This window comes from Xanthomonas sp. NCPPB 3200, from assembly GCF_056393585.1.
This window is the reverse complement of sequence record NZ_CM150785.1, coordinates 675,414-688,881: the sequence shown is the minus strand read 5'-3', so window position 1 is coordinate 688,881 and position 13,468 is coordinate 675,414. Positions and strand designations below refer to the sequence as shown.

The following is a 13,468-nucleotide window of genomic DNA, read 5'->3' as shown; positions in this document are numbered from 1 at the left end:
CAGCAGACGCATGGACAGGAAAAACAAAATCCCCCTTCTGACGCTGGCCTGCCTGGCATCTATGGCACTTGCCACTACGCCATGCCTCGCGCAGCCGCCTGCCGGCGCGCCCGAATTCGCACCAACCTTGGACGACCCCGCAGCAAGCGTCGCCCTGGTGCCCGGCGAATACATCACCGAAAAGGGATGGGGGCATCTACTACTGACCAGGCACAAGCAATCGCTACGATTCTCTTTGGAAAGCACCACTGGCCAAGCCATGTGCTTCCTGGAAGGCGTGATTGACGGAAGACAAGGCATTGCCACAAGCGAGACGGGCCTCACGGAGTGCCAAGTGCAATTCGCGAACACCGCCGAAGGTGTCAACGTGACCACCACCACGCCGGTCGAGTGCAAGTCCTTGTGCGGCTACAACAGCAGTTTCGAAGCACCCTACCTGCGGCCCAAGGATGGTTGCAGCCGCAACGCCCTTGCGCGCACGCGCGCGGCATTTCAGCAGCACTACGACCGCAAGGACTACAAGACGGCATTGACCACCCTGTCCCCGGTACTGGCGCAGTGCGCGCCAACACTGGAATGGGGAAAGGAGGGAGATCTCCGCAATGACCTGGCAATCACTCAATACAAGAACGCGCTATATGCGCAGTGTCTGGAAACCTTGAATGCCTACGCCGAAGACGCGGCGGCAGACGACGACGCAGTGATGGAGAACTGGCCACCGGTCCTTGCGGATCGCTATCTGGCGATCGTACGCGCAGCGCGAACCAATCTTGCGTTATGCAGGAAAGGGCTGGCCAATCAAAGGAACTAGAGCATTTTCAACCGGTCACACGTGGCGTGAGGCTCAGCTCGTCGCGATACCAGCATACACCTGCAGAACCTCATGCCTGGCTTGCGCAGATTCGCAAAGTCGACCACGGCTCAGCCCACCTGCGCTGCCTTTTGAAACGCGATGGGCCCTTGATAGCCCGGAGACTTCTTCTTGATCAGGATGCGATCGGATGGCGTGACACAGCTGCCCTCAAGGGAATTGCTCACATGTGCCTCATCCACGAAGAACTCTTCATAGGGCAACGGCAGCACGGATGTCTCTCCGTTGCGGTCGAACTTCAGCAACAGGCTGTCCTCACGCTCGAAGCAAAGCCGCTTCCAAGCAAAAGTTGTCAGCTTGCCGGCTTCAACCACAGCCGAGTCCTTGCCGGCCAGCAGCGCCACAACATGTTCGGAAAACTGTTTCTTTGAGATCGGTGGCTCGGTCATGGCACATCCTGCCAAGGCGGCAACGACCACTGCGACCGATGCCGAAACGTAAGAACGGAAGATAGCGAATGACATACGGCGCGGCCCCTTCCTGCGGTAGAGCGATGTTTAACCAGAAGCGCAATGCACGCGCATCTTGGCATGAGTAGCGATTTGCCCTCCTGATAAATTCCGGACCCAGGCAACTAAGCAAGTCGTTGACATCCTGATCGGGCAACTACATTAAATTTGAGTAGTCACCGATCTGATTGCAGATCTCTGAGGGTGGATCATCCAACTTGACGACCCTTCGCAATCCCTTATCGAACTCTCCTTTAGGGGCAACGATATGATAGACGAGATAGAACTCCTCTCGACTTCTCCAGAGGCTAAATGTCGAAAGCTCAGCAAATCGAAAGACATTTCCATTCGAATAGGTGGCGTCAAATCCGCATTCAGCATAAACACCGATTCCACAACTCGCATCCAGATAGCGCAGCCCCTTTCGTCCACCGAGATCAAAATGATAAGACCGGCCGTTCTCGTCCTCGACGATCTGCGGCGTCATTCGCAGCGCCTGAGGTGCGCTTGTGCTCTCCCAGTCCAGAACCTCTGCACAGAGTGAGGGGCCGGAGGGCTTATCCATCCCATATTGAGCGAATCTCCAGGTGCAACCCGTTGTAACGAGAAAACAGAACACGACGTAGATCAGCGAATTTTTCACAGGCACCTCTCAGCCTTCGTCGCACTCAGTGACAGCCGGTACCGACGACATGGAATATCTCAGCGCGCTATTGATGGTCCTGTCTGGGTAACGGCTTGCTGCGACTGCTCCAGCGCCTGCTGCTGTTCACGCGCCTGGGCCTGAGTCTGGTTAATTGCCTGCAGGCGATCGAACGACTGGTTCTCTGGTGCCTGCACGGCGTCCACCGTCGGCATGTGTGCGCGCTGGTGTGCCGGGTCGTTGAGGGCGCCCTGGACGACAAAGACCTTCTCGCCGCCGGCCAGCTGACCTGTTGGGTTGTTGAGCACTACATGATCCGCCCGCGACAAGCCTTCCTCTTTGGCCAACGCAAGCAGGCTGGCGGTCATGCTCTGGCTTGCCCCGTCCCACTCTTTGCCGTGCTGGGCATCGAGCTGCATCACACCACTTTTGATCTGCTGATACAGCGCGTGGTCCGGGTGGCCTGGCTGTGAGGGCGTCTGCGCTGGGGGACGTTGCGATTGTGGTTCGCGCTCTCGCAGCTCCTGCTCCAGCGCCTGGGCAGAAATCGGCGAGACGTGCAGGTGAGTGTCCTTGCTGTGCTGGAAGAGCCCAGGGGTTGGCGGCTGCTTACTACTGTCCAGGTATGGCATGGGGCGGGTGTCGCTGCCCAGGTCAATGCCGTTGTGCTCCAAAATTTCTTCGTTGAATCCCAGGCGTTGCATGTCCAGGATCATTGGCCGCTCCGGCTCGCCGGGCTTTGACTTGTTGTAGTGTCGCTCGTAGATGGCGGCTGTGCCGACCACCCACGGACCGTAATGGTTGACGTAGTCGGACTGGCCCGCATGACCGATACGGGTGTCCTTGACCGACTTGTCGAAGTAATTCACTCCCATTGCCTCGACATTACCCGCCGTGGGCGACAACGTCAGGTCGCTATTGAACGTCAGGTTTGCCTTCGGCGTGTAGACACTTGGATAACCGCTGCGCGTGACGAAATCTCTGGCCCGACCATCCGCAAATAGGTACACATCTTCAAGCGTAGGATTAGGGTTACGACTCTTGACCGCGCTCACGATAGCGTTCCACCCGGCTATTTCGGCCGTTGCTTCGTCCGCACGGTTACTGGCCAGCACCTTCTCGCCAGCAGCAGTGTAATCGTGCGTGCTACGGGCAATTTTTATTGCCTCTGTTTTGAACTGTTCCCGCGCAAGCGCAGCAGTGGGACTGTAAAGGCTATGCTGAATTTCATGTCCCAAGACGAAAGTCAAATCGCCTGCTGCTGCATGCTTGCCGTTGGCATCATTCACCAGCGCTGCAAGCGGCAGGTGAATTTCCTGATCGCGTGGATCATAGGTGCCTCCCGCATGCGGATCGTTTAACGGCGCGAAGCCTTTCAGCACCTTTTTCTGCACCGCCTCGTTGATCTGGCGGGTCAACTCGGGTGAATCGTTTAGGACCCGGTTGAAGTTGTCCAGATGCTCACGTGTGACACCTGGTTGCTGACCAAATGACGCCACCACGGCACTTGCTTCCTGGCTCAACATGTCCGCTCCTTGGACTAGCGAATTTGAACCCACTCGACGCACTGATGAGTAGTGCGCGCTAAAGGTTCGTCAGCCTCGCCACGCGGGAAGAGCTCTACGCGCATCCCTGGGCGTTGAAAAATATCGCTCATCCATCGCCCATCTTCGACAAGATTGCGTTGTCGCGAGAAACCCATTTTTTCGAGGTGCGCCGCAAATGCCTCGAAGTCGATCTGGCAGATATCCGACATAGACGGAGACACTTCTGGCGGATTAGGCAGGAACAGGAACTCGAACCATGCACCCTTTATTTCAGTTTTGTTGACACCAAACCCGTAGTTCCAGTCTCGGGTCAGCACTCCGCTGGCACCGAACCGCCCGGAACCATCACCGCGGTGCTGTACCGACTGGCCCATTGCTCGAGACACATGGTCGGCAGTGAACGATTCAATACTGGTGCTTGTGCGAATCAGCTCCAGTACCCGCTCCAATGCTTCCTGCGCGGTACGTGGTCCACCTTTGGAAGGATCTGCAGGTACGTGATCGGCTGAGGAACTCATGGCAGATGTCTCCGTGACGGTTGCCGGGGCTGGGGTGGCCGCCGTGTGGGCGCATGCGCCCAGAGCGAGGGTGGCGAGCAAGGCGTAGAGGGGGCGCGCGATCATGAAGCGTCCGTTGTGCGCTGGTGTGGCTGCGACGCTAGTGGCATCCGGCACCGAGGTCAATCGCAAGGGGTCTGGCAGCCGCAGCATCATCGCCGCACGCTGCGCACCTTGGCCGGCACCTCCACCGGCGGCAATACCTCCATCAGCAGCTGCCCTTCGCTGGCGGTGATGCGCAGCTTGGTGCCGATGGCAAAGCCCAGTTGTTCCAGCCATAGGCCGCTGAGGCGGACGTGGGGCACGTGCTGGTCGCCGGCGTGGTCGTGGGCGCCGGGGTAATGGGTGTAGCTGACGGTGCATTGGCGCGGGCGGCGGGCGCGGCGGGGTGCGCGCAGCGTGCCGGGACCTTGCGGGGAGGCGTCCGGGTCGGGAGGCAGCATCGGTGGCAGCTTGCTGCGGTCGGGTTCCACAACAACCCACTGCACCCGCTTGGGCGGCGCGGGGCGCGTACGCGTGCGGGTGGGCCGTGCGCTGGCAGATGCCGTGGGTGGGCGGCGGCGTGTCATGGCGCCTCCGGGTGGTGGCCGGTTATGGTTGCAGCGACGCACTGCTGCAACGCCACGGCTCTGCGTGCGAACCAGCGGCACGAAGTGTGCGGCGACACTGTGAGCTGGCGACTCAGCGGATGCGCAGGACGGTCGCTCGCCTGCTTAGCAGCAGTGCGTGCGTCCAGCCGACGCAGCACTTCGCCCACATCCCAAAGCAGGCGGTGAGCGGAAGCTGGCAACAGATCAACCGGCACAGATGCCGGCGTGGATGGTGCGGTAGACATGGCAACGCCCTCCTGGAACAACCCAAGAACCACCGCCAACGGCGACGGGATGTCGGGAGGTTCGAAACCGCTAAGAGCCGGCGGGCGTATTCCCCTTGCGGGTGTTGTATTAGCCGCCCTCCCGACGCAGGCATCGCATCGGCTTGTCCCTGCAGGATGCAGGCACAAAAAACCCACCGGTTTGACGGAGGTGGGTACCGCTCTTAGAGGAGTTTCGACGCTCCTTAAGTTGGAGATTGCAACGCACGGATCGCGATGTCAACCATGATCATCTCTTCTTAAAACGGAGCCTAAAAATGCACCGACACACAACCTGCGCGCTCAGATATCTGGAGATCACAGGCGCCGATGTTGACCAAGCGCATCAAGAAAAAATGGCTTCCGTGCCGTCCCAACATTTCCATCTGGCCGTGTAGATCCGATACCTCTAATCTTTCTGCAACACTCAACGATGACAAGCATCATGGAAAGTAGCGATGTAGTACCGATCGTGCCCTTGACCTTCAAGGCATTAGAAGAACGCCTGCGCGCGCTACCAGAGTTTCCGGCCGACACTGCCAGCCCAAGCCGCCTCGTGCGCGGCGCCGCCATCGTTATGGCATTGGGAATCGCCCTGACCCTCATTGCTTCGTTCCTAAGCTTTACCAATGTTCCTCCCCAGTTGCTCAAGAAGGCAGCAACGGCTGGCTTCTGGGTTGCGCTGGTAGCGCCAGGCATCCTGATGCTAATTAGCATCTATGGGATTGTGAGTGATCTACGTCGATGGACAGTAGATCAAGCAATGCGCACTGATCATCAGCTAGAGCAATTTATGCAGGAGGTGAGTTGGCTGAAAAGGTATCCAGCAGCAACCCTGCAAATAATGCTGGACCACGCTCGCTACAGCCATACACGCCGTGCGGGCCGCATTGCGCTATTGGCTGGAAGCATCGACAAGCTAGGCCTTCTGCCGGTTGCGGCATCGCTCTTCCTGGTTCTGCGCGCTGGTGGCAATCCTCTGGCGATGTCTCCGTTGACAGCAATGGTGGGTATTTTCCTGTTGTTCTTCTGGATGATCTGCTGGGTTGCCACGTCGGCCAGGGGTAAACTGCAGACCTATGAGTACTTGCTCGACATGGCGCTAAAGGGCAAAGAGAAAGGCGCAGCAGCAGCTGACGCATAAGATTGGGGGCCAGTCGAGGTCAGGCCAGGTCACCCTGCCCCTGTAACTTCATAGCTCCGCTATCTCTTGGGGCGCATACTTGCAACCGAACTACGCATGGATGACCATCTGTGTGATTGCGTTGGAGCTGTCAAGTCATGCAAACGAATCCTCACGCCAACCTTAGCTCTTTAGCATTGCTAGCAGTTGCTAGTCTCTTCTTCATATCAGGGTGCTCTGCCATGCAGCAAGACTCACGGCCCGGCTTTAATACTCAGCAGTCTGCCGCCAAGGCGAGGCAAGAGCTTCAGGCCGCTAATCCTATCGGGTCACCGCTTACGACTGCGCAGAAGAACCTTGAGGATCTTGGATTTCGCTGCCAAGCGCTGAACTCTCCTGGCGCAGGTTACAAAGCGTCAATGATGTGCACGCTTTCCCCTGTCGTGAAAGAGGCGCAGCCATCGGTGACAGCGCCAGCTGTGCCGGTTACCTGGATGGTGGGCTTTCACTCTACTGACGGAATCTACTTGAGCAAACTGGTAGTGAATCGAGCTCCGCAGGATATTGGAGAATAAGTCATGGATGAGCAGAAGAAGGCAACAATTTGGGTGGGGGCAAGCGAGGTTGCTGGTGACCGCCGCCATCTTTACCTGCTCTTTCAGAACTCTGATGGCAGCCAGACTGTAGTACGCGGGGGACCAGACACCAGGGCCGAAGGGAATGACCTGGCGAACTTTGCCGAGAGCACAGTTCTTGGCTCGGAGAAGTTTGGCCACATTCGAGTTGAAGCAGCCCCTTACATTGCCCCTTATGAAATTGGGTACCGGCTCAAACAAGACGGCAACTACGAGCCAGTGCCTTTGAACCAGTTGGATCCTTCCGAGCCGGCTCTTGCGAGGGATGCCAAGGGCAACATCGTGAAAGCGACGGTCACCGCACCAGACTGGCCCGCACCGGGCGAGCGCCACGAGCGCATCGTTGCCTGGAGCGGTTCTGACCAGGAATTATCCACAAAACTTGAGTCTGCCCTGAGGGCTGGGGACCAGATCAATCAGGCACAACTGGAATATTCTCCGCTGTACAACAACAGCAACGGTGTTGTCAGCAACTTGCTGAAGGCCAGCGGCGTTCAACCTGTTCTGCCGAAGAACGCACAAGGTGAGACAGTCAACGCACCGGATTTTGGGGAAGACCTTTATCAAGACGTCGGCGCGGCATCGGTACGCAGCGGATACAGGTTTGACGGCAAGCAGTGGTTCGATGCGGACGATCGTAGAATCGCTCCTCCTACGAGTGGGCAGCCATTGGTACCTCAGGATCCGGCCGCGCCGTCGCGTGGATCATCGGATGGTTTCAAGCTCAGCGCGCAGGCTCCATCGCCTAGCGATCCCATGTTTGCTCAAATCCAGGATGGCGTACATCGGATCGATCATTCGCTGAATCGTGTTCCCGATGCGGCAAGTGACCGTATGACCTGGAGCCTGTATGCCCTTGCCAAAGAGCAGGGACTCGAACGCGTGGACAACGTAGTGCTTGGCCAAGCAGGCACCCGTGCAGCCGCGGGAGAGTACGTCTTCCTGGTCCAGGGAGATCCCACCACTTCGGTATATCACCGGGAGCAAATGCGCACGGCAGATGCGGTGGAAAGGTCAGTTGAGCAGAGTCAAGAACGCGTGCAGTCTGCCGAACAGACACGTGCACTCGCGATGAGTGCTGAAACTCAGGAGCAGAGTCAAAAGCAAGATGCACCAAGGCTGCAAGTCTGATTGACGTGGTCATAGCAGCCTTTCGACCAGCCAAGCAGAGACAACACGTAAGTATTCAGACACTTGGCAAGTAGCTCGCTTCCGGCGTTTGCGGTAGCTTTTGGCTTGCCGAGGTGGCAGGTGCTAACGTTTCTAGACGGATCCCAAACCTTAGCATGAACTTAGACATGAATATTAGGCTCATTTTTGGGACAGCATTCCTTTCGCTATCAATCTCGACTGCGTCTGCAGAAGTAAGCATGCGCTCCGATTACAGGAAGAGTGATGTGCAGCCGGTCAAAGTTGCAACGGCAGGATCCAACTCGCTCCAAATCACCTATCACATGCCGGCGGAAAGCAAATTTTATTCTCCCGGCGTTGATTTTTTAAGTGCCCGCGGCGTCTTGCGCATTGCCATCCGGAGATGTGGCATTAGTGATAGGTGCGACGTCATGGCGAAAGCTGTCATACCACCAGCCGAGCCTTGGACGCCGAAAGTCACCGTGCCCTATGCGGGCGAAGAGGTATTGGTGGTTTACGTGGATACAGAAGAAAAATTTTCGCCTTAGTTTTAAAGTCTGTGCTAGCGGGCCAGGTCAACCTGACCGCGTTAGTCTTAGCAGTAAAATGCATAACCGCAACATTCAGTCGGTCATGCAGCTACCTATCTCACTATTCACTCAAGCCGCCAGCGTTTTTCTGCACGGCCCAATGGGAGCGTTCACTCCATGGAAATCCTCTACTCGGGTACGGACAAGATACTTTGCGACTCGCTCACTTTGATGCTCACTGAATCTCGAATCGAGTACGAGACTAGCAGGCGCTTTTACAGAGTGCAGATAAATGATGGCGATGAAGTGCATCAGGTTTTGGTTCAGAGCAATGATTGGGACAGTGCAGCCCGACAGCTCGACATGCTTACCAGGAGGACGCAGCACAAAGAGGCACCCGCGTCAGTGAATCCTGGATCACGTCCCCAGTACGCCGCAGTGCTAATGATTGCTCTTGCAATCTCTGCCGGCCTTGCCGCTACAAAGCTACTCCATAGCGCTCCCAATCCTTGCCTATTCTTACCGCAGCCCCATGCTCCCACCGGATAGACGACTGGTGGACATGTCGTCGACGCCGGCAACGCAGCGATCAAGGTATCGGGCGCTAACGGGGTGGCGCTAACGGGGTCAGGTTCACTTCCTACCCTGGGCCACGACGCCTTCCGCGCAATGGTCGAAGCCAAGACCCACCGCTTTGCGAGCGTCAGGCCCGCTCATCGGCCACGCAAACCGAACACCGCCGACTGATAAATTAACCTGACCCTGTTATTTCCTATTTATTTCTTGACCCCAATTGCAGCGACACCAAAGGTAAGGACCACCAGCGCAACGCCAGCTAAGATCGTCAAGGACGCAGCAGCAGAAAATTTGATAATTCCCCCCTTTTTCCTAAAGTTGCTCTCGAAGTACTTAAAATAGCGCATACCCGATAGGATCAACCAAAATAAGGACATTGAAAGCAAGAAAATAGCCATCACAGCCTGAACAGATGGTGCTACAGCCAACGAAACAAAGGGCTGAAGCACAGCACCTATTTCATCGCCCATAACTTTCGCACTTGCTGCGGCCATCACGGCCGTAGTTACAAGATTTCGTCCCAACTCAAGCGTCGCTTCTACAAAACTACCTTGTTTTACAAGCTGATCATCTTTCGCAATTTCAACAGAAACCCTGCTCATCGCCACCTCCATCACTTTAAGCTAGTGCCCCATAATAATTAAAGGACTGGACATATGGACGCCATCAATCAAGTAAGTCAACCTGACCCCGTTACTCCATCGGCGTCATTGTTGTAGACCTTTCCAGGCCCTGACATCACGCCGTGTTCGATGGGGCGCAAACCCGAAGTTGGTTTGTTCGTTCCCGTGCGTGACTGTGTAGTACATGCGCCCTGCTGCCGATGTTCCACCGTCAAGAAGCGGTGTCCCCGGCGCGGCAACGTAGAGGGTGACAGCGTATTTATCGTCCATGAGGTTTTCCTACTTTGATTTGTGCCGGTAAGCGACCAGCAACTCGGATTCGATCGATGCCAATTGCGGCGGCTGGCCAAGCAGCCTGATGCTCAGCTGATACCTGCCAGGCTGAATTCCTTGCGCCCATGCGAAGGCAAGCTGTGTGTAACGACGCTCTGGAGATTCCAGACCCGCAGATTGAAGGGACGAGCCATCCACCTCGTCCAGCCACACGCCTGGAACACGCCCGTCTGCACTCACAGCGATGGTCCGAGCGGGGACGCCTGCCTGCGATTCAACGCGCACCAATGGGATGTTGACTGCGCTGCTTGGTTCAAGCCGTTTCAGAACAAGCTCAGCGTGCAGGCTGGATCTGCGGAGCGCTTGAGCAGCTTCAAGCGACTTCAGAGCATCCTCGTCACCGACGCGGATACCCAGGAACAGTGTGCCAGTCGCGCTCTTGCCAGGAGGCTGCACGTTGAATTCGACCACCATCGGACTGGTCATCGCCGTCAACTGCAGCGGTCGTACGATGGGGACCTGCCCATCAGCCGCAACGCGCGTTGGCACGTCCTGCGTTTGGGTTGTCTGTGCCTGGCAACTTGTCAGCAGTGAGATGCCTGAGCAGACTAGAACCCATAGCAGTAGTTGCCCGTATCGTTGCATGTGTATCCCTTCACGTTAAGCGAGACTGCCAAGCCGCGCGTCTATGGCCCTGCTTATTTATACACCGCTAACAGCGGTCAGGTTTAGCTCCTACACCATCTAAAGGGACCGGCGCTAACGGGGTCAGGTTCACTTCCTACCTAAATTTCAGGCTACAGCTTCAGCTTTCGAGAGGGCTTCCTCGCTATCAGCACCAACGCCTGGCTGCGAGTCTTGTGCAATGGCTAGACTTCCACGCATCGACCTTCCCGGCATCCCGCAGCACATCGTGCAGCGCGGGAACAACCGCTTGCCCTGCTTTCTGGATGATGGCGATCGATTGCGCTATCTGCACCTGATGCATGAGGCCTTGCACGCCACAGGCTGCCAGTTGCACGCTTACGTCTTGATGGACAACCATGTGCACTTGCTAGTCACGCCATCTGATGCGGGACGGATCGGGCAACTGATGCAGAGGCTTGGGCGAAACTACGTAGCATTGTTCAATGGCTGCCACGGGCGCACTGGTACGCTATGGGAAGGGCGGCACAAAGCGTGTCTTGTGGACAGTGCGGACTACGTCCTTCGCTGCTATCGCTACATTGAGCTTAATCCGGTGCGTGCTCGCCTGACCGACAAACCAGCAGCGTATCGTTGGTCCAGCTGCCTAGCCAACCTAGGCCAGCGCAAGCACTCCGCACTGACACCACATCCCTGTTGGCTTGCGCTTGGCAGCGACCCGATCGAGCGATCCAACGCCTACCGTGCTCTGCTCGATGAAGCCCTCTCCGACGAACTGCTTACCAGCATTCGTCTTCATCTGCAGCAGCAGCGAGCCCTGGCCCACGACGCCTTCCGCGCAATGGTCGAAGCCAAGACCAACCGCTTTGCAGGCGTCAGGCCAGCTCATCGGCCACGCAAACCGAACACCGCCGACTGATAAGTTAACCTGACCCCTCTATTCGTTATCCTTTAAAGACGTGGCGCCTGTGGTAATTCAAGTATTCGGCAAGCGACGCGTTTGGAGTTCGCAGAAGCCTTGCTGGCACTCCCAGCTCGCTTTGCTCTCGGGCCGAAAGCACAGCGGAAACAATCATTTCACCGGCGTCACAAAAGCTGATGAGGCCGGCGTCGAATAGGGCGTCAAGATTTGCCGACAGAATCAGACCATTATTCGAGTCTAAACGCTCATGGTTATTCGACTTGCGCCACGGCTTGCAATGCGACGCGCGGAGAACCGCTCCTACACAGCAGCCGGTAACAGCACATGCGCCGCCCCAGCGGCGCAATAGTTCGCGACGAAATCGTCCTTGTCCGAGGCGGGCATCAACGAGCGATGCGCGTGTCGTCGCGCTAATCTCTGCCTCTTCTAGATTACGTAGGTCGGATGCGATCATGCGTGGAGAGTCGTTCGCCACTGCAACGAGGTTGACAGGACCGACCCTAGCAATCTCTAGGTAGACCACCCCGTCCCGATTGCTAACACGCCCGAGGTGCAAGATGTTGTCACGATCGAAGTCACGAATAACAGCAGCTTGTGGACTGTCCTTGTCACAGATAACTCCATACGCGCTGTAGCCGCTTTTGATCAACTCAATATGCTGTGCACGCTCTTTCCAGCCAGGAAGGTTGGTGTTTCGAGTATCAAGCACACGAATGGACTGCCCCCATTCCCAGTTGACAATATCCATCCGCCAGAGGCGGAAGAAGACACGTCGTGAGCGTTCGTCAACCGCTCCCCACGACCATCGCATGTTAGCGAATGGAGCGTTCAAAACCTCTCTGAAGAAGTCATTGATGGGCATGTTATAGCCGAGCAATGGCTCAGGAACCAAGTTCTCCAGGTTCGGACTCCGAGTCTCCGTACTTGCGCGTGTCTGGATTGTTTGACCAGCTTGCACCGCCGTCTCAATCAATTCCTCGTAACGCTGGTAGGGATAGCGCATTTCGCTCAGTAGCTTCTCGGCTTTCGCCAAAACATTTGCATCGAAATATCGGCCCCATTTTGTTTCCACAATAATGGCCTCACATGTGAGATTGAGGCGACCCAACTCCCACAGCTTTGTGAAGCCATCCGATGGCTTTCCGCTACTTAAAACCCGGTTGACCGTTTCGAAACCACCATACTCGTCGAGCATTCGTTTGAAGGTCGTCGGTCGATACTTCAGCTTCTCGGCTTCACTAACGGCCTCCCTCAGTAGGGCAGTGAACTCCTCATTTTCTCGGCTGTCCATTCAGACGCCCCAAAATCATAGATGGTTACGACTTCTATAGCTTATTCGCTGACCAGATCGTGCTAACTTCCTGACTTAAGCTTAGCTACGGTCTAAGGCCTTCATTAGCCTGTAGCTGTATAAGCATTGTCTGCCGAAGCCCAATTTGGACATGCGACCATAGAACTTGCCCGCAAACTACAGCATATCGTGCAGAGCGACAAAAGTGGCCACTTGCGGTGGCACGTTTCGCTATATTCGATAGTTGCCGCGGGCGAATCGGTACGCTATAGGAAGGCTGCTAGAAAGCACATCTTGTAGACAGTGCTAACTATGTGCCTTGCTCCTCACGCTACGTCCCTGCTGGCTTGCGCTTGGCAACGACCCAGTTGAGCGATGCAACGCTTACCGCGCCCGGCTCGATCAGGCCCTGTCCGAAGACCCGCTTGCTAGCATCCGCCTTCACCTACAACAGCAGCGAGCTCTACCCCACAATTCCTTCCGTGCGATGGTCGAAGCCAAGGCCCGCCGCCTTGAAGGTATCAGGCCCGCTCATCGGCAACGCAAGCAGAGCGCCATCGACTGATAAGTGATCCTGCCCCCGTTACCCAGCGGGCATCAGGCCAGCTCATTGGCCACGCAAATCAAGCACCGTCGATTGATAAGTGAACCTGACCCGTTATTCCGATGGTTCCGCGCTGATATCGCCGGTTTCTGCAGACATGGCCGCGAGCCCTCATTCCCTTGCCTGGCACTCGCAGCGCCCTGGACCTAGACCTAGGTGTGCCTCACTACTTTAGCTCGCAGAGGGAAATCGGAT

At 56.6% G+C, this 13,468-nt stretch carries 14 protein-coding genes; 5 read left to right on the top strand and 9 right to left on the bottom strand.

The annotated features are described in order from the left end of the window. Positions 1-10: 10 nt before the first annotated feature. Positions 11-811: a hypothetical protein gene (locus tag AC06DU_RS02950; RefSeq protein ID WP_478203514.1), complete on the top strand. Its 801-nt coding sequence runs from the start codon at positions 11-13 to the stop codon at positions 809-811. 110 nt (positions 812-921) lie between these two features. On the opposite strand, the gene AC06DU_RS02945 is transcribed toward AC06DU_RS02950, so the two are convergent. The 5 genes from AC06DU_RS02945 to AC06DU_RS02925 form a co-directional block, all read right to left on the bottom strand. Continuing rightward, positions 922-1,260 (bottom strand): hypothetical protein, encoded by a 339-nt coding sequence (locus AC06DU_RS02945; RefSeq protein WP_181142448.1) that lies wholly within the window; start codon positions 1,258-1,260, stop codon positions 922-924. A gap of 217 nt (positions 1,261-1,477) precedes the next feature. After that, complete coding sequence (locus AC06DU_RS02940) at positions 1,478-1,963, bottom strand: hypothetical protein (protein ID WP_311540098.1); 486 nt, start codon at positions 1,961-1,963, stop codon at positions 1,478-1,480. Positions 1,964-2,022: 59 nt separating this feature from the next. Beyond that, positions 2,023-3,489: an XVIPCD domain-containing protein gene (locus AC06DU_RS02935; protein ID WP_478203512.1), complete on the bottom strand. Its 1,467-nt coding sequence runs from the start codon at positions 3,487-3,489 to the stop codon at positions 2,023-2,025. A 14-nt stretch (positions 3,490-3,503) separates the two neighbouring features. Beyond that, a complete protein-coding gene (locus AC06DU_RS02930) occupies positions 3,504-4,133 on the bottom strand; it encodes a hypothetical protein (protein WP_026007170.1) in 630 nt (209 codons plus the stop codon). 86 nt (positions 4,134-4,219) lie between these two features. Next, positions 4,220-4,636: a SymE family type I addiction module toxin gene (locus tag AC06DU_RS02925; RefSeq protein ID WP_184615809.1), complete on the bottom strand. Its 417-nt coding sequence runs from the start codon at positions 4,634-4,636 to the stop codon at positions 4,220-4,222. 717 nt (positions 4,637-5,353) lie between these two features. Between AC06DU_RS02925 and AC06DU_RS02920 the strand changes: the two genes are divergently transcribed. From AC06DU_RS02920 to AC06DU_RS02910, 3 genes are all read left to right on the top strand, one after another. Continuing rightward, complete coding sequence (locus tag AC06DU_RS02920; protein WP_184457290.1) at positions 5,354-6,064, top strand: hypothetical protein; 711 nt, start codon at positions 5,354-5,356, stop codon at positions 6,062-6,064. Positions 6,065-6,621: 557 nt separating this feature from the next. Then, a complete protein-coding gene (locus tag AC06DU_RS02915) occupies positions 6,622-7,809 on the top strand; it encodes an XVIPCD domain-containing protein (RefSeq protein WP_478203510.1) in 1,188 nt (395 codons plus the stop codon). A 239-nt stretch (positions 7,810-8,048) separates the two neighbouring features. Then, the gene (locus AC06DU_RS02910) at positions 8,049-8,357 is read left to right on the top strand and encodes a hypothetical protein (RefSeq protein WP_478203509.1); all 309 of its coding nucleotides are present in this window, start codon (positions 8,049-8,051) and stop codon (positions 8,355-8,357) included. A gap of 758 nt (positions 8,358-9,115) precedes the next feature. Here the strand turns inward: AC06DU_RS02910 and AC06DU_RS02905 are convergent. The 3 genes from AC06DU_RS02905 to AC06DU_RS02895 all read right to left on the bottom strand — a co-directional run bounded on the left by AC06DU_RS02905 (position 9,116) and on the right by AC06DU_RS02895 (position 10,297). After that, positions 9,116-9,517, bottom strand: a complete 402-nt coding sequence (locus AC06DU_RS02905) for a hypothetical protein (RefSeq protein ID WP_478203507.1) — start codon at positions 9,515-9,517, stop codon at positions 9,116-9,118. 105 nt (positions 9,518-9,622) lie between these two features. Then, entirely contained in the window at positions 9,623-9,808 is a 186-nt protein-coding gene (locus AC06DU_RS02900; RefSeq protein ID WP_478203505.1) for a hypothetical protein, read from the bottom strand. A gap of 9 nt (positions 9,809-9,817) precedes the next feature. Continuing rightward, positions 9,818-10,297 carry a hypothetical protein gene (locus AC06DU_RS02895; RefSeq protein ID WP_478203503.1) on the bottom strand — a complete coding sequence of 160 codons (480 nt, stop codon included), beginning with the start codon at positions 10,295-10,297 and terminating at the stop codon, positions 9,818-9,820. A 379-nt stretch (positions 10,298-10,676) separates the two neighbouring features. Here AC06DU_RS02895 and AC06DU_RS02890 point away from each other — a divergent pair, with 379 nt between their 5' ends. After that, positions 10,677-11,375 carry a transposase gene (locus tag AC06DU_RS02890; RefSeq protein WP_478203502.1) on the top strand — a complete coding sequence of 233 codons (699 nt, stop codon included), beginning with the start codon at positions 10,677-10,679 and terminating at the stop codon, positions 11,373-11,375. 25 nt (positions 11,376-11,400) lie between these two features. Here AC06DU_RS02890 and AC06DU_RS02885 read toward each other — a convergent pair whose 3' ends face one another. After that, positions 11,401-12,669, bottom strand: coding sequence for an HNH endonuclease (locus AC06DU_RS02885; protein WP_478203500.1), 1,269 nt, complete (start codon positions 12,667-12,669; stop codon positions 11,401-11,403). Positions 12,670-13,468 lie beyond the last annotated feature (799 nt).